The organism is Nonomuraea sp. NPDC050790 (genome assembly GCF_044456745.1).
Taxonomy (GTDB): Bacteria; Actinomycetota; Actinomycetes; order Streptosporangiales; family Streptosporangiaceae; genus Nonomuraea.
Map to the genome: position 1 here is coordinate 304490 of NZ_JBITGF010000007.1, position 15879 is coordinate 320368.

The following is a 15879-nucleotide window of genomic DNA, read 5'->3' on the forward strand; positions in this document are numbered from 1 at the left end:
CCTCCGATTCCGGGCACGCCAACGGAGGCCGTAGAGGCGGGCAGGGTGAAGACTGGGGTGAGGTCAGCCGGCCACGCGAGCGCAGTACAACTCCTCTAGTTGCGCCTCGCTGGGATCGCGGTCCAGGTGGCACCACACGTGCCGGTACCCGGTGCGGGGCATCCGGTAGGTGCCCCACCGGCCGCGCGACAGGTTCTCCACGATCGCCAGCCCCCGCCCGTTCTCAGAGGAGACGTTCGGCGCCTGCAACGGGATACAGGCGGGAATCGAACAGCGCGACCCTGGATCGGTCACCCCCAGCCTGATCAGGGCCGTGTTCTGCGACAGCGTGAGCGTGACCTGACCGAGTTCGTTGCCGGGACCGGACGCATCGGCGTACTTGACGGCGTTCGTGACCAACTCCGAGGCCACCAGCACGGCACCCTCCACCGCGGCATGAGCACCGCCCAACCATCTGGTGATCGCCTGCCGCGCCAGATACGGCGCCCGCGGGCAACACGCCAAGTGGATGACGCCGAGTTTCTCGAATTTCGTCGATGGGGGTACGCAGTAGGTCATGGGAATCGCCTCGCGATACCTCCACCGTCAGCTCCGTGCCCAGAGGAGAAGCGGCTGGACCGCCACGAGTGTCGACGCGCTCGGCTGAAGCGGTACGTCCAGCTAGCGCCCGGATACTCGATGCATCCCGATGCCGGATAGACGAGGTCGAACTCGCGGCTCTGCCGCAGGACCCGGGATAGGCAACGGCAGCGCGAGGGTGCTAGAGCAGCCCCGCCCGGCCGCGGAACACGGAGCCCTCCATGCCAAGCGCCGACGTATAGGGAGCGGCGAAAGCTGCGCCAACCGGTGGTCGCCTTCCGCACCAGCGCCGAGGCTCGAACATCATGAGCCGGTTCTGCCGAACCTTGTGAGATCAAGGCCGCTGCGGACTCTACATAGATCACCTACTGCTCACCTGCCACAGGTCGATTGGGGGGACACACATCGATGACGGTTAGACGTGTGTGGCTTGCGCGGCCCGACAGGGATGTTTCGTCGAAGCCACTGCCTAGCATGCAGTCATCCAGCTACTTTGTGTGCAGGACGAGCGGCACACCCGAGTGACACATTCCCCGTGCGCATGTGTGTGCGGTCCGTGTGGCGCTGTGGTAACGACCGTAACGGAGCTGCCTCATGACGATGCAAGAGCTGGATCCGACCGCCAGCCCGCTCGCACTATTCGGCTCGGAACTGCGACGATTCCGCACCGACTGCGGCCTGACGATCGAGCAGCTCGCCGAGCGGGTTTCCTTCAGCGCCAGCCTCCTCGGCTCAGTCGAACGCGCCGCCCGCCGGCCCAGCCGCGATTTCACCGAACGCTGCGAACGCGAACTCGGGCTGTCCGGCGAGCTGCTGAAACTGTGGCCGTTGATCACCAAAGAGACCAGCCCGCAATGGTTTCGGCCCTGGACGAAGGTCGAGCAGGAAGCTCGCACGCTCCGCACCTGGGAACCTTTGCTGGTCCCCGGCCTACTGCAGACCGCGAACTACGCCCGTGCCGTACTGCGTGGAGAACCCGGCGTTACCGAAGAACTGGTCAACGAAGCGCTGGAAGCGAGGCTACAACGACAATCCCTACTCAAGCGGCCGACGCCGCCCATCTTCGCGGCACTGATCGACGAGGGTGTCCTGCACCGCCCGATCGGCGGGACGGAAGTGATGCGCGAGCAACTCCAGCACCTGCTGACCATGATGGCCCAGCCCCGGATCACCATTCAGATCGTCCCGTTGGAAGTCGGCGCCACGACCGGACTGCTGGGCGCCTTCATGCTCGCCCAGGTGCCCGGCTCTCCCGATACCGCCTACATCGAGACCACCACACACGGGCAAGTATCGGATCGCAGCGACGATATCGAGGCAGTTAGCCTCAGATACGACACGATCCGTGCGTGGGCCCACCCCCTGCACGTCTCGGAGCACGTGATACGCGAGAAGATGGTGACGTATGAACAGCAATGAAGAGCTGGCCATCGAACTGGCCTCAGCTGCATGGCGTAAGGCGACCAAGTCCGGCTCAAACGGCGGCAACTGCCTGGAGGTAGCCCCACTCAGCCGTGGACGCGTCGGCATCCGCGACACCGAAGCGCCGGACAGCCCTCCCTTTGTCGTCCACCCGGCTGTCTGGGCCGCCTTCATCGACGGCGCCAAGCGCGGCGAGTTCGACTTCTAGCCACCGCGGCAATGGCCTACCGAGGGGCGCCCGGGGCTCAGCCGGGCCCTCTCACCGCATACAGCCGGAACCCCGTGGCCTCCAAAGCCAGCGCGCTACCCCCGCGCTTTGTCGATGCTTGGACGAGTCTGTGATCAAGCTGGGAGCGGCCTGCGCGGCTCAGCCTTCCGCTCCACCCTTCCTGTGGACCTTTGGGCGGGTCTGTCATTGCCTGCAAGATTGCCTATGACCGCCAGCCTGGTCGCAAAGGACACATGACGCCACCTGCTGTTCGCCCACCAACCTGCCCAGCCCGCAGGAGTGACCGGACCGGGCAAAAGGATGAAAATGGGGGCGCACCTCGACCGATACCGGCTTTGCGCCTGCTTGGACGCGTCGGCAATCACCCCAGAGCCGGACTGCTTCACCCACCCCTCGCCGCACCCTTCCCATGGGCGTCTACCGGATCTGTCTATGCCTGACGGGTTCGGGCGGCCCACAGCCATCCCTGTCGTGGGGCGCCGCCATACCGGACGCGTGCCGAAGAGCACTTTTCGAGCACTGACTCGGCCAATTGCGCCTGCCGGGAGAAGGACGAAAATCGAGAAAGCCCAGGTCAGGCATGATTCTGACGGGAGGGTGTCCGGGATTCGAACCCGGAACCTTGCGGATTAAAGTCCACAGCTGCGTTACCCCAGCGTGTGCGCCTAATCGCCCGCCCTCGTGATGGCCTCGCCATCGCTATCTGTCCGGTTGTGCCGCAGGCTATCGCTTCGTGTCGCCCCGGTCGGCTACCCGCCGGGTTCTTCCATAATGGCCGCGGATTTTTCGGAATTGGCTGAACCTTGCCCGAGAGGGCTGTCCGATTTCTGGTCTGGTGGCAGGTATTTGGATTAGTGACAGGAGATTTTCGTTGATGGTCGGGGGGCGGCAACGGTGTGCCAATTTCGGGTGGGGGGCGGTGGTCGTTGGATTCCGGAACGGCGGTCGGATTGGGCTTGACCGATGCGGTGAAGGTGGGCGTCGATACATGCCCGCCCGATACGGCCATGCGTCGGCCCTGGGCGTTGGTGGGGCGTGCTCGCCTGATCAACGCCTGTGGTTGTGCCTGTGCGCTGTTGGTGTCCTGGGCGGGAGAAGGCGTCACAGAGTGAAGGGGGAAGAGCGATGGCTGACGGCACCACGTACAAGCGGTGCTCCTGCACGGGAGCCGACGGGAAGGCGCTGGGGCAGAGATGCTCCAAGCTGCGTCGTCCCGGTGGGGGCTGGAGCAATCGGCATGGCATCTGGAGTTACCAGATTGAGCTTCCTGCCACGGTGGAGGGGAAGCGTCGGGGTCCGCTGCGTCGTAGTGGTTTCGCCTCGCAGGACGCGGCGAACGATCAGTTGGGGAAGGTGCGGGAGCTGCTGGCGCTGGCCGGTCCGGGCGAGGTGGGTACCCGTAATCAGATCGCTGATCTGATCAAGAGGACGCTGGCCGAGACCGAGGCGCTGCCCAGTGTCGAGGTGGTGCGCCGCAGGGTGCGTACCCGGCAGGACCTGACGCGGGAGGTGACGGTCGGGCAGTGGCTGGAGGAGTTCCTGACGCGCAAGCGGAAGATCGAGGAGACGACCCGCCGCTCCTACGAGGGCCATATCCGGCTGTATCTGACCCCCTACCTGGGCCGTATCCGGCTGGATCAGCTCAAGGTCGGGGACGTGGCGGGGATGTTCGAGCAGATCGAGGAGTTCAACGACGTCATCGCCGAGCGGCGGGCCAGCGCGGATCATGTGGTGCGAGCCAGCGTCAAGTATCGGAGGGCGGTGAGCATGGCCACCATGCACAGTATCCGGGCGACTCTTCGGCATGCGCTGAACGTGGCCATCCGCCAGGATCGGCTGATCGACTTCAATCCTGCGGCGGTGCTGGAGATGCCGGCCAAGACCCGGCCCAGGCCGCTGGTATGGACCCGGGAGCGGGTCGAGGAATGGCATCAGGAGTTCCGCGCCTACCGCAGCGCGGAGAAGGCGCGCCGGGGCGGGCGGCGGGTGGATCCGATCGATGCCTACATCCGGGTGCGCCGTCCGTCGGCGGTGATGGTGTGGACACCGGAGCAGACCCGGCTGTTTCTGGAAGAGGCCGGCCGGCATCCGCTGTTCGCCCTGTATCGGCTGATCACGGTTCGGGGGCTTCGGCGTGGCGAGGCGTGCGGGCTGCGCTGGAAGGACATCGATCTCGATATCGGAGCCGCGAGTATCTCCTGGCAGCTGGTGCAGCTGGCCGGGCGCATTCACGAGGGCAGGCCCATGACCGACGCCTCCATGCGCACCATCGCCCTGGACGCCGAAACGATCACGATCCTGCGTGCGCATCAACGGCGTCAACGCGAGGAACAGCTCGCGGCGGGAGAGATGTGGAAGGGGGCCGGGTTCGTGTTCACCCAGGCCGACGGGGATCGGCTGCACCCGCAGCATGTGTCCGACCAGTTCCTGTGGCTGGCCTACCTGGCAGGGCTGCCGCCGATCCGGCTGCATGATCTCCGGCATGGGGCGGCGTCGTTGATGTTGGCCGCGGGTGTGGAGATGAAGGTGGTCCAGGAGACGCTGGGGCATACCTCCAGCGCTTTCACCGCGGACACGTACACGTCGGTCTTCCCGCAGGTGGCGATGGCGGCGGCGGAGAAGACCGCGGCGCTGTTGCTGGGCGACGACGACGAGGGCCGAGGCGTTCTGCGGCAGCTTCGCGTGTAACCAGGGGGCGATTCGGCCGGGGGAGATGACGGCTTCGCTGCGCTGGCGTCACGGCGGAGCGAAGCCGTTCGTCATGTGGCGGAAGGGATGAACGGCGTGATGATCATGGTGTGTACAGGGTTGGTACGGGCGAGCACGGTTGGAGCACGGAATGGCCGAAACGATGTTCCGTTCGGGCGGCCAAGCGCATGTTTCCGCAGGTCAACGCCATGATTGAAGCGCGCCCTGCAGGATTCGAACCTGCGACCGTCGGATTAGAAGTCTGTGAGGTTTCGTGCCGGACTGTGCCGAATCGTGTCGCAAATGCGCAAAACGCCAGGTCGGCGGCATGAGACCTTGCCGGATCGTGTCATGAGTGCCGCCCGGAACCGGGCTCGTCCGTTCCTGCCGGTCTCCCTACGGTCTCCCTTCGCGGGGGAGACCGTCACCGATCCGGGGGATGAGCCCGGTGGTATTCGATCATCAGGATCACCGCCTGGGCCGCGGATATCAACCACGCGAGGTACGCGAATCCGACAGGCTCCACCTGTTTGATCCAGATGATGCAGCCCGCCACTGCGGGCAAGATGAACAGCGCCCACAGCAGCGCCCATTCCCATTTCGACTCTGGTTCCACCCCAACCCCTCCCGTGTTAGCGAAGGTGAAGGATTGGACGGCTGGTGTGTCCCGAAGGTTGTCGTGAACGTGAGGCTACGTCTACGGCCCAGGAGGGGGCTGGTGCCCGGCCGCCTCCTCTGCGCGCTGGACGGCCGGACAAGAGCCCCTCGCCCGGGACTCCCTCAGGTCCCACACCTTTTGGACGCCACAAATAGCGAATAGGTTCACACCGATCAGCGGTATGGATGACGGTATGCGCCCTGGGCTCGCTGGACCACCTCTTCGGGCGGGGCCTTTTCGTCCGCTGCGTTCACCGCCATCATCCTGTCGAGCCGCTGGTCTGGTGACAGCAGCGCCCACTCTTCCGGCGTGTGGCCGGTCCACTCGTACGCCTCGACGGCGGCTTCCTCCTCGTCCATGGGATCAGGGTGGCGCGGGCTCCGGCGGCGTGGCGGCGCCTTGGCGAAAGATCCCGAGATGAGAGGCCCTTTCCGGCGTTACGGTCCTGTCGTACCGTCACGATATGGACGACCAGCGCAGCCGGATCTCCGACATCCTCCACCCCGTCATGGACGCCGCCGTGGGCCTCGCCTCCGACTTCGACACCCCCGAGGACGCGCTCAAGGCTGTGCGGCAGGTCGAGGTCGCGGTCGAGCTGGCGACGGACCTGCTGATGCAGGCGCATCTGGCGCGAGCCTGGCCATCCCGAAGGGGCGGGGTCAAGTCGATCACGCTCCGGGAGTCAGCTCTACTCCTCGGGGCTCGATTTGCCCGATTCCGAAGCGTTTGAGCCGGGCAGGATGCCGCGAAGCACGTCGGCCACGATGACCGCACGCTGTTCAGGCTCCAACTTGTCGACGCCGTTCAGCAGGCGTTCGGCGGCCAGGTACCGGGAGAACTCCAGCGGCTGATCGAAGTAGGAGCGGAGGTGGGCCGCAGAGGTCTCCTGGGAGCGAACGAACGTCTTGGAGATGTAGGCCGCGAACGCCGCCGACGTTGCGCCGAGTGCCCCCGTCACGATGGCGGCCGCGGTGCTCTGCGCAACCAGCGTCAGCACCGCGAAGGCCACGAGTAGGAGGAACCCGAGCCCCATCGCGATCTGGGCGTTACGGAACGACTGGCGGGCCTGGCCGGTGGCGATCTCGTGGTAGTAGTCGAGCCGCTTGTGGGTGACCTTCCACAGCGCCGGAAGCGTCAGCTCGTCCGTTTCGGTGAGTTCGTTCTCCGCCTCCGACAAATCGCGCCGGGCAGCCCATTCTGCCGCAGTCGTTCCAGACGCATGCCCGCCAAGGAGGCCATCCGACGCGAGTCTCAGCTGTGCAATCGTCCAGATGCCGCGATAGTCCTCCGGTACGTCGAGCGCATTCAGGAGAGCGCGCATACGCAGAAGACCTGGCATGCGCTGACCGTCCAGTACAGCTTGTACGGATGAAGGCCTGAGCCCGACTTTGCGCGCAAGTTGGTTGACTGAGACACCAGAGGCATCGAACAGTACGCGGAACGCGGCAAGAAGCTCCTTGTCGGTTCTGAGCTCACCGAGGCGGATCGGCCCTTTCGCCTGCGAGTCTTCGACGCTCTGGTCCGGCTCGGTGGTGTCGCCCATACAAGGTAAGCGTTCGATCGCACCGTTCCGCTACATACCGATCCTGTCGCACGGCGCCCGAACAGCTCACGTGAGGCGTGCGTCGAGGAACTCCTGTACTGGTCCGAACAGGCCGGACGGAACCAGTTCCGCCAGGCGCGCGCGACTGCACCATTCGACCTCGGCCACCTCGTTTGCCGCGGCCACTCGGGCTGTCCCGGCGTTGACGGTGCACGCAACGTAGATCATCGCGCGACCGGTGGCGGGGTGAACGCGCTCGCCGAGGTTCGCCACGGCGGACACGTCGAGGCCGACCTCTTCGCGCGTCTCCCGGACGGCGGCCCGCTCGGCGGTCTCGCCGTGCTCGACCTTCCCGGCCGGGAACTGCCACGACAGTTCGCCCTCGGCTACGCGCCGGCGGATGAGCAGGACGAGACCGTCGTGGACGATGATGGCGGCCGCGACGGGGAAGCAGCGGTCCGAGTCCACAGATTCCGCCGTCTATGCCTGCGCTCCGTCAGGCGGGCCGACTTTGTCGTCAAGGACGATGTCAGGAACTGCCTCGCCTGGCCTCGCTTTCGGGTCCACGGTGTCCACCGTCTCGGCGATTGCTTCATATACCCGCGTTGCGATGGCCCGGGACCGGCCGAATCGGTACAGGATCTGTACGCCTCTCATCTTGGCCAGGATGGCCACTACATCGGGACCCGACAGTGCCAGCCGAATGACCGCTGTGGCTGGAAGCTGGTGATACTTAATCTGAACAGGGCCGGTGTGATAGCGGATGAACTCCCATGTGTCCCTGTGGCATTGGAACCCGACCTGGGAGATGCCGGCCGCCTTGACGAGGCGCTTGCGGTGGAGAGCCCATTGCTGACGTAGATCACTGATCGCCATGAGAGTTCCCTCGCGGACTTGAAGACAGGCTTCCGAGAGATCGTCTCCTCGCTCCCGCACACCGGGAAGCGACACTTTGGTGTCCTGTTGTCCGGATGCAGCTTGGGACTAGTCAGCTTCGAGGCTGCGGTAGTCCTCGGCGTGCAAGGAAGCCCTAGGGCAGCAGGTCGAGACGACCGCGCTCCACTAGGTAGACAGACAGCCGCTGGCGCGCCCAAGGTGTGCGGTTGCGTTGCGAGTTGAAGAGAGGGCGTTCGCTCCAAATTGCACTTCGTTCGGCTTCTTCCGCATCCCGGCGTGCAGGGAACGACTCTGTCGTAGATCGGGTAGCGAATATGATCCACGGTGAGGCGGCTGCATGTTTAGCGTTTCGCTCCTTGAAGGAATTGGTTATCCCCACGTACAAAAGCCGTCCCTGATCGTCGTAATAGCGATACAGCACCATCGGTGCTACGGGGACGGGCGCCTCGTCGTCGTACGGCAGGAAATAGGGGACGTCCCAAGTCCAGGGCAGTGACATCGCGTCCTCCCGTGGTGGCTGGGTATAATATCCGGCTCTTTGATCCACTGATCGGGGTCGGCGCTCACGAACGTATGGCGTCCATCGCGGCGACGATCAAGCCTCGCGCCCGATCACCAGTAACGGCCTGCTCCCAGAGTTTGTCCATCACCCGTTCATAGGCCCGGGCTTCGTCGCCGCGCACGAACATCTCGGCCGTGAACGTTTCGATGGCAACGACAGTTCCCTTGTCGCCCATGTAGATCTGGAAACTGTTCTGAGGTGTGGTCGGTAGCTCTACACCCATTGGCACGATGCCAAAGCGGACTCGTTCCAGGCCGATAACGGTCTGAAGGCGATCGAGCTGCTCACGCATCACTGCTGCGGGACAAATGAGCCACCGTAGAACCGGCTCTGTAATCAGAAACTCGAACTGCTTGCTGGGGTTGTAGAGCATCTGTTGGCGTTGCAAACGGGCTGCCAGAGCTGCGTCTACATCGTCGATTTCGAGATCGTGCAGATCGACCATCTCGGTCAGCACAGACCGGGCATAGCTGGGTACTTGAAGGAAGCCCGGGACGAAGGCGGTTTCGAAGTAGCGGATCAAGTGAGCTTGGGAGGTCAGATCATTGTGGTCAGCCTGCACGCGGGCCTGACCACGTTCCATGCGGACGCGGAACGCCTCTCGCATGCTTCGGGCTTCGTCAGCGAGACGTTGGAGTTCTTCCAACTCGACAGCATCCGCACTACAGGCTCCCGCCCACCGTGCGAGGTCGTCATAGCTGGGTATTTGGGTGCCACCCTCGATGCGCGACACCTTTGATTGCGCCCAGCCGTGCAAGTCGGCGAGAGCCTTTCCTGACAGACCCGCCCGCGCGCGGAGCATGCGCAGACGGGTCGCAAGTCCTTCGGGCTGGGTCATCCAGTCCTTGAGGGATTCCACGGGATCTTCCTTCGTGCTAGACGGCCGCGTTCTGGCCACTGGCCAGAACGCTGTGGTGGACTGCCAGGTCCCGCCACATGCACGCCTGTACCACTACTGCTGGGTCGGTAACGAGTTCGTTTCGGACGCGACGATGGTTGCTGTCGAAGTGCATCAGGATCAACCTGGAGGAGTCGAGCAACCACCAGTCAGTGGAGCCTGCCGCCGGCAGGAGAGCAATCTCGTGCGCTTTCTGTCGGGTGAGGTAGCGCATGACTTCGCCAGCGCCGACGTTCCATGGGTCGAGCCATCGCTCGAACCTCTGGTAGTCGGTCGGTGGGTCGTCCTGCACGCGTACCCGCTCGACCCGCTTGCCTTGCTGGGCGTGCTGAGCGATGCGGTCGAACCACTGCCGAAGCTCAGGCACCGAATCGGGCGGCTCCGGCTCACCGCGCAGGAAGGCGGCGAGCATGCCCGCCTCCTCGGGTTCGAGGTAGGCGGGCTGCAGTTCGAGCCTGAACGCGGTGTGCTCGAACTCGTGTATCACCTGGCCAAATTCGGCGCCGGTGAGGACACGTCGTTCGGTCATCCGAGGTCCTTGAGCCGGTCGAGCACGTTGTCGGGGACGAACACGCCGTCTTCGTCGTCGAGGAGTTGCCGGAGTTGGGCACGGGTCTCAGGGTCGAGCCGCTTGCCCTGGACGACGTATCCACCGGTGGTGCGGTAGAGGGCGGGGCAGCCGCCGCCGCCTGAGGTGTCGTCCTTCCACATGAACTCGAGTCTCATGGGCGCATCCTCCTGTCGGTTCGCATCACGCTGCCATGCTCGCAACTTGCGTCAGATATAGCAATGCGCCCCGTCGATCGGAGGATCGTACGGGGCGCATCAGGTGTGATGCGGAACCTGGCTAACTCCAAGGTAACGCATTGCTCGCATATTTCGAGCATTGCTTGACTTATGCGTTCCCGCCATCTCACCATGGGGACCATGACGCCAGCCCGAACAGCGGACACAACCCACACAACGGAGTACAGCAGCGCGCAGGACGTCGCCATGCTGGTTCCCGAGGCGGCCAAGATTCTGCGTTGCTCCTCGGAGTACCTCTATGCGGGTTTGCGTAAATCGCGTTTCCCGGGCACCCAGGTTGGCCGTGCTTGGCGCATGCCTCGCGCCTTCGTGACGAGCTTTGTCCGGGATGTGCTCAGCGTCGGCCAGCCGACGAGCTTTGAGGAGTACGCGGCCGCCTGGCTTGCCAGGAACGGATCAGAGGTTGCCGCCTGATGCGCGCGACCGCTCCAGACATACGACGGGCGACCCCAATCCTCCAAGACCTGGGTCGCCCGCATGTCCTCCACGCCCTCAAGTGCGAAGGGACAACCCCATCATGCATGACGTCTCCGACGTTCGCACCCAGCGCCAGCCAGAGCCACAGCATCAGCCGTGGTGCGCCAACCACATTCCCGGCGAGCACGGCCCCGGCACCTGCATGTCGGACGACCTCGTCCTGCCCGGACAGATCCTCGCGCTCATCGCTGGGCCCGACAGCGACATCCGGATCCACCTGTGCACGGGCGACAGCATCGAGGTCGCTGAGATCGACGACATCGAGCAGCGCGGGCACGCCCTCCTCGCCTACGTCGCCATGGCTCGCGCCCACACCGCTACCCGCTGCGCGTGAGGAGCCGATCATGCGGACGCACGTCATCCACCGGCCGCTCACCCTGTGGGCCGACCACGAGCACGGCCAGCCGCCGCGCTGCGCCACGCTCGTCTACAGCGTCAGCGACCCGTACGCCGTCAAACTCATCCTCCCCGCGCGCTGCGGCGACGCCACCAGCGTGCTGTTCAGCCGCATCCTCCTGGTCGCCGGCCTCGGCCAGCCGACCGGCGAGGGCGCGGTGCGCATCCAGCCGCACGAGCTGGACGACTACATCACGCTGACGCTGCCCTCGGACGGCGCCCTCCGCGAGTTCCACGCCTGCCGCGACGTCCTGGAGACGTTCGCGGACACCACCTACCGAATGGTGCCGCTCGGTCGCGAGCAGGAGTTCGTCGACTGGGACGCGGTCGCCGCCCGGCTGCTGGAGGTCACGCCGTGAGCATCCTCGCCGCCCTCCGCCGCAAGCCGTACACGGTCGTCGGCCACAGCCTCGCGCTCGGCATGGTCGCCGTGCGCTGGCGCGACGACCCCGGCCGCACCCACTGGCTCACCCCCGACCACCTCGCCCAGCAGATCGGACAGCACCGATGATGATCGACCCGTTCACCACGCCGGTCGAAGCGGAGCGTGAGGCCCGCATCCAGCAGGCCCGTGACCGGCTCGACGCCGCCACAGCACACATCTCCGTCTACTCCTCGAACGCCGCGTCGTTGAACTACGTGGAAGGCGCGCGGGCGGTGCGGGACGCGCTGGTCGGCCAGGGCCACGCCATGCTGGCGATCCACGCCGAACTGGCCGACATTGCCGGGTCGCTGCGTACGCTGGCCGCCCTGCCCGGGGCGGTACAGGAAGCGCTGAGCGACCTCGGCAACGACGTGTGCGAGGTGCACTCCGCCATCGGGGACGGCACCGCCGTCGTCGTGGACACCGGGGACTCGCTCACCGACGCCATCCGCGACCTCGCAGACGTGGTGGATCGGCCGCGCTGGTGGAAGTTCTGGCGGAGCCGCCAGCGGCCCGTGCAGAGCGACACCGAACCCGCGTGACGCTGCCGCTCTGTCCGGCCGTCCGGGCCCGATCCGGACGGCTCACAGAACGACAGGACCTCGCACACACGAGATGGAGACGGAGACGAAACCCATGACCCAGATGGCCCCGGCGGAGCAGCCGCGCGAGCCCGCCGTCCACCCGGACGAGGGTGTCCCGGCGCCGCGCTGGCGAGACCGTTTCAAGAGGCGCACCCGCCGCGGCGACACCGCGCCATCGTCGGTCGCGCCCGTAGTCGCCGCGCCCGCCCAGTCGCGGACGCCGGACGGCCGGGACACCCCTGCGGAGGTGTCCCAGAGTTCGATCGCCCGCCGTACCGCGCTCGTGCTGGCGGTCCTCCTCGCCGCGGTGATCGCGGTCGCGTTCCGAGGCTCGTGGACGTCCCAGTCCGACGGCGCGAAGGCCGCGCACTTCGACTCGGCGGGCGCGTTTCTTTACCCGTTCGCTCCCGATGGGCTGATCGTTCTCGCCCTCGTCGGGGCGGTCGTCCTGCGGCACAAGTTCTGGCCGCGGCTGTACTGCCTGGCCGTCGTGGTGCTGTTCACGATCACCTCGTATGTGGTCAACCACCTGCACGGACTCGGCACGTTCGTCATGGTCGACGGAGATCTGGTCACGCCCCTGCAGGGCTGGGTGGTGGGACTCATCGCCGGCCAGCTCGTCGGCTCCATCGCGTTCGGCAGCCACATCCTGATGCACGTCTTCCGGCACCTGTTCCCCGAGGCGCTGGACGGGGCGGCGCGGACCATCGCCGCCCCTGCGCAGTCGCCCGCGGCACCCCGGAACACGCCGGGACACCCCGCTGAAGGTGTCCCGGCCGACCCGGACGACGACAAGGAGACCCGCAAGCAGTTCGCCGCGATCGCGGTCCGCATGCTTCTCGACAACGGGATCAAGCCGACGCGCAAACGGCTGGCCGTCGAGTACGGGATCAGCGAGCGGCAGGTGTCCTACGTGATCGCCGACGTCGAGCGGGAGCGTGACTCCGAGCCCGCCGACTCCGCGCCGGCCTCCCTGCCGATGCGCCCGGTCGAGCCGCCGCCGACAGGACCGCTGGCCGCCGCCGGATCAGTGAACGGGCGCGTTCCGGGAGGGGAGAACTGATGGGTGCTACCGGGCCGCGGGCGGAGTGGTCGGGCGACATGCTGGACCGCCCCGAGATGGTGGCGGCGTTCGCGGCGCAACTCCGGCGGGTTCTGTCGGCTCAGGCCGAATACGTGGCCCGCATCAGGCGAGACGCCGAGGCGATGTGGAAGGCCAACCCGCCCGACGGCTACAGCTCGTTCGAGGCATGGTGGCGCCACCGCTGGGTGGCTGGTCCGTTCGGCGAGATCGAGGCCCACATCCAGAAGGCGGCGACGCTGACGTTCAAGCTGGAGGCGCGCCACCGTCGCGGCCGCCACGAGATCCCGGCCGCCCGCCAGGCTGCGGCGGACGCGAAGAACGCCCCCGCCCTCACCGGCGCCGAACCGGGCCGGCGGCCGGCCCCGCCGAGACCCGAGAGACCGCAGCAGGCGGACGACACCTTCATGGACATGATCCGCCGGGACCGGTCGGCATGAGCGGCACCGCAACCAAGCTGACGCCCGAGGCGCGACGGCGGCTGCAGAACCTCGCCCGGTTCTGGAACGAGCGCATCCAGGCCGTCCGATCCGACGCTGCCCTGGCGCAGGTGTGCTTCGACCGGGCTCGGGCGGCCGCTCGCCAGTCGCAGCGTGACGGCAACTCGCGGGCCATGCACGAGCTGGCCGAGGTGCTCGCAACCTGGGCGCAGCGGCACGAGGACGCGCACGCGCGAGGTAACACAACGTGACATCCAACTTCATGTTCATCCGCCAAGCGTGGTCGCGCGCGTAATGCGCGACGCGCGTACGCGCGACGCGCGAGGATCCCCGATCCGATCACTGGCTGTCAACCACGAGAGAGGAGGAGATCGTGAGCGGCAACGACGACGAGCAGGGCGGCGGCAGGCTCCTGACCTTCCCGCGCGTGCTCCTGCCAGGCTCCTTCGACGCCAACGCGGACCCGCGCCGTGGGGACGAGATGAACGCCGCGGCGGCCGAGGACGTCGTCTGGCCGCGCCTGCCGGGGGTCTCCGAGATGGGCCCGCCGCTGGCGCTCGCCATGCCTGGCATCCCCGACGTCGATGACGACGAGGATGCCGGCGGCGAGTTCGTCCCGCCGCAGCCGGATGACCCTGACCGGCCCACCGCGCGGGACACGCTCGCGCTCGCCATGGCGCTGCTGACCGCGCTCGGCGTGGCCGCCGCTCAGGGCATGTGGCACCGGGTCCGGCACCGCCAGGCGCTCGCCGACGAGGCCCGCGCTCACGCCGACAAGGTGCTGCAGAAGTCAGCATCAAGGCCGGACGCGAAGCGCGCCGAGCGGGCGGGGGACACAGCCTCGCCGCGCTCGCCGGGCGGCGCCGGACGCAATCGCTCCCGCTCGCCCGGAGACAGGAACCGTTCCTCCAAGGGGCCGCGCACCGACCCGCCCCCGGGTCCTGGGCGCAGCAGGGACAGGAAGGCTCCGAAAGCCGACCGTGACGGCAAACCGTTCTGGAACCGGCACAAGCGCAAGCGGCGCAAGGACGCCTCCGCCGACAGGGATCCGGGAACCCGGCGCAGGCGCCGGCGAGCCGATGAAAGGGCCGCCGCCAAGACGCGCAAGAACGACCCCGACACGACGGTTGCGAAGGCCAAACCCCCTGCGAAGAAGACTCCGAGGAAGAAGGCCCCCAAGCCGCTGCGGTGGAAGGCGTCCAAGCGTCGGCCCGGCAAGGACGGGGCGGCCGCTGGCGGCTGGACGGCCGGCCGCCCGAAAGGCAGGGGCCAGGGTCCGGCGAAGCGCAAGCGGCCCCCCAAGCCGCCCAAGCTGAAGTGGACGGCACCCAAGCGCCGTCCCGGCGGTAAGACGAAGACCGGGCGGAAGCACTGGCATCGCCGTAAGAACACGCCGGGCAGGAAGCGGCGTCGCAGGTGGGTGAGGCGGATGTGGAAGGGCCACATCCGGTGGGTGAAGCGCTGGCACAGGCGCCGCAACAGGGCCAGGCGCGTGCACAGGTACTGGGTTCGGCTGTGGCGGAAGACGGCGAGACGGCGCGCCGGCCGTACCACGTGGCACTCGCAAGGCACGGGCTCGCCGCCGCCCGGTTTCGAGGGGATGAGGCCCCCGCCCGCCGCTGATCAAGGCGTGTGGGTGACCGGTGAACGCGTCGACCAGCCGACGCGGCAGGACCAGAGCGAACCCGACATGCCCGCGCGAGAGCGCCTTCACGCGGCTGCCCGGCCTGCGCTGCCCGCCCCGCCGTCGGATTCAGACCCGCGCCCGAACGGAGCCCACCTCGTGAACGCACACCTCCCGCAGACCCAGTACGGCGACGCGGACCTGACCATCTTCGACGTGATCGACGCCGACGCCGACATGGCAGAGGAGATCACCGCCGGGGTCAACGACGCCCGCCAGACCGTCGACGGCTGCGACCGCCTTCTCACCAAACTGGAAGCCCTGCACGCCAAGGTGGTTGAGCTGCGGGTGCCCGGCGTCCTGGAAGGCATGGTGGTGCGGCTCATGGAGACCACGGCGACCGTCCGGTCGCGGGCCGAGGCCATCGCCGCGCGGCTGCCCGCCGCGTCCGAGGCGATCGCGGTCGCCGGCGGCAACGCCGCAGCCCGCCACCAGCCGCTCGCCGACGCGGTCCGCGATGCGGGCCATACCCGCCCGGCCGAGCGCGACTACCACAACGACTAGCAGCGG

Annotated in this window: 23 protein-coding genes; 13 read left to right on the top strand and 10 right to left on the bottom strand. The window is 66.9% G+C overall.

Going from position 1 to position 15879, the window contains the following annotated elements; translation table 11 throughout:
* Positions 1-63: 63 nt before the first annotated feature.
* Positions 64-558 (bottom strand): ATP-binding protein, encoded by a 495-nt coding sequence (locus ACIBEJ_RS34095; protein ID WP_397186999.1) that lies wholly within the window; start codon positions 556-558, stop codon positions 64-66.
* Between the two features lie 615 nt (positions 559-1173).
* On the opposite strand from ACIBEJ_RS34095, the gene ACIBEJ_RS34100 reads away from it, so the two are divergent.
* From ACIBEJ_RS34100 to ACIBEJ_RS34110, 3 genes are all read left to right on the top strand, one after another.
* Positions 1174-1998 (top strand): helix-turn-helix domain-containing protein, encoded by an 825-nt coding sequence (locus ACIBEJ_RS34100; protein ID WP_397187000.1) that lies wholly within the window; start codon positions 1174-1176, stop codon positions 1996-1998.
* Positions 1985-2209 (top strand): DUF397 domain-containing protein, encoded by a 225-nt coding sequence (locus ACIBEJ_RS34105; RefSeq protein ID WP_397187001.1) that lies wholly within the window; start codon positions 1985-1987, stop codon positions 2207-2209. Before ACIBEJ_RS34100 ends, ACIBEJ_RS34105 begins: the two co-directional genes overlap by 14 nt.
* A 1146-nt stretch (positions 2210-3355) precedes the next feature.
* On the top strand, positions 3356-4918 hold the full coding sequence (locus ACIBEJ_RS34110) for a tyrosine-type recombinase/integrase (protein ID WP_397187002.1): 1563 nt from the start codon (positions 3356-3358) through the stop codon (positions 4916-4918).
* A gap of 424 nt (positions 4919-5342) precedes the next feature.
* Here ACIBEJ_RS34110 and ACIBEJ_RS34115 read toward each other — a convergent pair whose 3' ends face one another.
* Both ACIBEJ_RS34115 and ACIBEJ_RS34120 read right to left on the bottom strand, forming a co-directional pair.
* Positions 5343-5534, bottom strand: coding sequence for a hypothetical protein (locus tag ACIBEJ_RS34115; protein WP_397187003.1), 192 nt, complete (start codon positions 5532-5534; stop codon positions 5343-5345).
* 215 nt (positions 5535-5749) lie between these two features.
* Positions 5750-5935, bottom strand: a complete 186-nt coding sequence (locus tag ACIBEJ_RS34120; RefSeq protein WP_397187004.1) for a hypothetical protein — start codon at positions 5933-5935, stop codon at positions 5750-5752.
* 104 nt (positions 5936-6039) lie between these two features.
* Here ACIBEJ_RS34120 and ACIBEJ_RS34125 point away from each other — a divergent pair, with 104 nt between their 5' ends.
* Positions 6040-6306, top strand: a complete 267-nt coding sequence (locus ACIBEJ_RS34125) for a hypothetical protein (RefSeq protein ID WP_397187005.1) — start codon at positions 6040-6042, stop codon at positions 6304-6306.
* Here the strand turns inward: ACIBEJ_RS34125 and ACIBEJ_RS34130 are convergent.
* The 7 genes from ACIBEJ_RS34130 to ACIBEJ_RS34160 form a co-directional block, all read right to left on the bottom strand.
* Complete coding sequence (locus ACIBEJ_RS34130; RefSeq protein WP_397187006.1) at positions 6265-7119, bottom strand: helix-turn-helix domain-containing protein; 855 nt, start codon at positions 7117-7119, stop codon at positions 6265-6267. The two genes, ACIBEJ_RS34125 and ACIBEJ_RS34130, sit on opposite strands and share 42 nt — an antisense overlap.
* A gap of 66 nt (positions 7120-7185) precedes the next feature.
* Positions 7186-7587 (bottom strand): NUDIX hydrolase, encoded by a 402-nt coding sequence (locus ACIBEJ_RS34135; protein WP_397187007.1) that lies wholly within the window; start codon positions 7585-7587, stop codon positions 7186-7188.
* 12 nt (positions 7588-7599) lie between these two features.
* Entirely contained in the window at positions 7600-7995 is a 396-nt protein-coding gene (locus ACIBEJ_RS34140) for a hypothetical protein (protein ID WP_397187008.1), read from the bottom strand.
* Between the two features lie 154 nt (positions 7996-8149).
* Positions 8150-8515, bottom strand: coding sequence for a hypothetical protein (locus ACIBEJ_RS34145; protein WP_397187009.1), 366 nt, complete (start codon positions 8513-8515; stop codon positions 8150-8152).
* 64 nt (positions 8516-8579) lie between these two features.
* Positions 8580-9437: a helix-turn-helix domain-containing protein gene (locus ACIBEJ_RS34150; RefSeq protein WP_397187010.1), complete on the bottom strand. Its 858-nt coding sequence runs from the start codon at positions 9435-9437 to the stop codon at positions 8580-8582.
* A 16-nt stretch (positions 9438-9453) separates the two neighbouring features.
* The gene (locus ACIBEJ_RS34155; RefSeq protein ID WP_397187011.1) at positions 9454-10005 is read right to left on the bottom strand and encodes a DUF6879 family protein; all 552 of its coding nucleotides are present in this window, start codon (positions 10003-10005) and stop codon (positions 9454-9456) included.
* Positions 10002-10202: a hypothetical protein gene (locus ACIBEJ_RS34160; RefSeq protein ID WP_397187012.1), complete on the bottom strand. Its 201-nt coding sequence runs from the start codon at positions 10200-10202 to the stop codon at positions 10002-10004. Before ACIBEJ_RS34160 ends, ACIBEJ_RS34155 begins: the two co-directional genes overlap by 4 nt.
* 267 nt (positions 10203-10469) lie before the next feature.
* Between ACIBEJ_RS34160 and ACIBEJ_RS34165 the strand changes: the two genes are divergently transcribed.
* The 9 genes from ACIBEJ_RS34165 (at position 10470) to ACIBEJ_RS34205 (ending at position 15873) form a co-directional block, all read left to right on the top strand.
* A complete protein-coding gene (locus ACIBEJ_RS34165) occupies positions 10470-10697 on the top strand; it encodes a helix-turn-helix domain-containing protein (RefSeq protein ID WP_397187013.1) in 228 nt (75 codons plus the stop codon).
* 103 nt (positions 10698-10800) lie between these two features.
* Positions 10801-11094: a hypothetical protein gene (locus tag ACIBEJ_RS34170; protein ID WP_397187014.1), complete on the top strand. Its 294-nt coding sequence runs from the start codon at positions 10801-10803 to the stop codon at positions 11092-11094.
* Between the two features lie 10 nt (positions 11095-11104).
* The gene (locus ACIBEJ_RS34175; protein ID WP_397187015.1) at positions 11105-11515 is read left to right on the top strand and encodes an SsgA family sporulation/cell division regulator; all 411 of its coding nucleotides are present in this window, start codon (positions 11105-11107) and stop codon (positions 11513-11515) included.
* Positions 11512-11667, top strand: a complete 156-nt coding sequence (locus ACIBEJ_RS34180; RefSeq protein ID WP_397187016.1) for a hypothetical protein — start codon at positions 11512-11514, stop codon at positions 11665-11667. Before ACIBEJ_RS34175 ends, ACIBEJ_RS34180 begins: the two co-directional genes overlap by 4 nt.
* Positions 11664-12122, top strand: a complete 459-nt coding sequence (locus tag ACIBEJ_RS34185) for a hypothetical protein (RefSeq protein WP_397187017.1) — start codon at positions 11664-11666, stop codon at positions 12120-12122. Before ACIBEJ_RS34180 ends, ACIBEJ_RS34185 begins: the two co-directional genes overlap by 4 nt.
* 94 nt (positions 12123-12216) lie before the next feature.
* A complete protein-coding gene (locus ACIBEJ_RS34190; RefSeq protein ID WP_397187018.1) occupies positions 12217-13227 on the top strand; it encodes a hypothetical protein in 1011 nt (336 codons plus the stop codon).
* On the top strand, positions 13227-13685 hold the full coding sequence (locus tag ACIBEJ_RS34195; protein WP_397187019.1) for a hypothetical protein: 459 nt from the start codon (positions 13227-13229) through the stop codon (positions 13683-13685). Before ACIBEJ_RS34190 ends, ACIBEJ_RS34195 begins: the two co-directional genes overlap by 1 nt.
* Positions 13682-13936, top strand: a complete 255-nt coding sequence (locus ACIBEJ_RS34200; RefSeq protein WP_397187020.1) for a hypothetical protein — start codon at positions 13682-13684, stop codon at positions 13934-13936. Before ACIBEJ_RS34195 ends, ACIBEJ_RS34200 begins: the two co-directional genes overlap by 4 nt.
* A gap of 122 nt (positions 13937-14058) precedes the next feature.
* Positions 14059-15873, top strand: coding sequence for a hypothetical protein (locus ACIBEJ_RS34205; RefSeq protein WP_397187021.1), 1815 nt, complete (start codon positions 14059-14061; stop codon positions 15871-15873).
* Positions 15874-15879: the final 6 nt, after the last annotated feature.

Excerpts from the sequence above, each read along its gene's own strand:
- ACIBEJ_RS34140 (WP_397187008.1), bottom strand. The coding sequence starts at position 7,995 with ATGGCGATCAGTGATCTACGTCAGCAATGGGCTCTCCACCGCAAGCGC.
- ACIBEJ_RS34145 (WP_397187009.1), bottom strand. The coding sequence starts at position 8,515 with ATGTCACTGCCCTGGACTTGGGACGTCCCCTATTTCCTGCCGTACGAC.
- ACIBEJ_RS34155 (WP_397187011.1), bottom strand. The coding sequence starts at position 10,005 with ATGACCGAACGACGTGTCCTCACCGGCGCCGAATTTGGCCAGGTGATA.
- ACIBEJ_RS34195 (WP_397187019.1), top strand. The coding sequence starts at position 13,227 with ATGGGTGCTACCGGGCCGCGGGCGGAGTGGTCGGGCGACATGCTGGAC.
- ACIBEJ_RS34105 (WP_397187001.1), top strand. The coding sequence starts at position 1,985 with ATGAACAGCAATGAAGAGCTGGCCATCGAACTGGCCTCAGCTGCATGG.
- ACIBEJ_RS34165 (WP_397187013.1), top strand. The coding sequence starts at position 10,470 with ATGCTGGTTCCCGAGGCGGCCAAGATTCTGCGTTGCTCCTCGGAGTAC.
- ACIBEJ_RS34170 (WP_397187014.1), top strand. The coding sequence starts at position 10,801 with ATGCATGACGTCTCCGACGTTCGCACCCAGCGCCAGCCAGAGCCACAG.
- ACIBEJ_RS34120 (WP_397187004.1), bottom strand. The coding sequence starts at position 5,935 with ATGGACGAGGAGGAAGCCGCCGTCGAGGCGTACGAGTGGACCGGCCAC.
- ACIBEJ_RS34185 (WP_397187017.1), top strand. The coding sequence starts at position 11,664 with ATGATGATCGACCCGTTCACCACGCCGGTCGAAGCGGAGCGTGAGGCC.
- ACIBEJ_RS34200 (WP_397187020.1), top strand. The coding sequence starts at position 13,682 with ATGAGCGGCACCGCAACCAAGCTGACGCCCGAGGCGCGACGGCGGCTG.
- ACIBEJ_RS34125 (WP_397187005.1), top strand. The coding sequence starts at position 6,040 with ATGGACGACCAGCGCAGCCGGATCTCCGACATCCTCCACCCCGTCATG.
- ACIBEJ_RS34095 (WP_397186999.1), bottom strand. The coding sequence starts at position 558 with ATGACCTACTGCGTACCCCCATCGACGAAATTCGAGAAACTCGGCGTC.
- ACIBEJ_RS34190 (WP_397187018.1), top strand. The coding sequence starts at position 12,217 with ATGACCCAGATGGCCCCGGCGGAGCAGCCGCGCGAGCCCGCCGTCCAC.
- ACIBEJ_RS34130 (WP_397187006.1), bottom strand. The coding sequence starts at position 7,119 with ATGGGCGACACCACCGAGCCGGACCAGAGCGTCGAAGACTCGCAGGCG.
- ACIBEJ_RS34175 (WP_397187015.1), top strand. The coding sequence starts at position 11,105 with ATGCGGACGCACGTCATCCACCGGCCGCTCACCCTGTGGGCCGACCAC.
- ACIBEJ_RS34110 (WP_397187002.1), top strand. The coding sequence starts at position 3,356 with ATGGCTGACGGCACCACGTACAAGCGGTGCTCCTGCACGGGAGCCGAC.
- ACIBEJ_RS34100 (WP_397187000.1), top strand. The coding sequence starts at position 1,174 with ATGACGATGCAAGAGCTGGATCCGACCGCCAGCCCGCTCGCACTATTC.
- ACIBEJ_RS34160 (WP_397187012.1), bottom strand. The coding sequence starts at position 10,202 with ATGAGACTCGAGTTCATGTGGAAGGACGACACCTCAGGCGGCGGCGGC.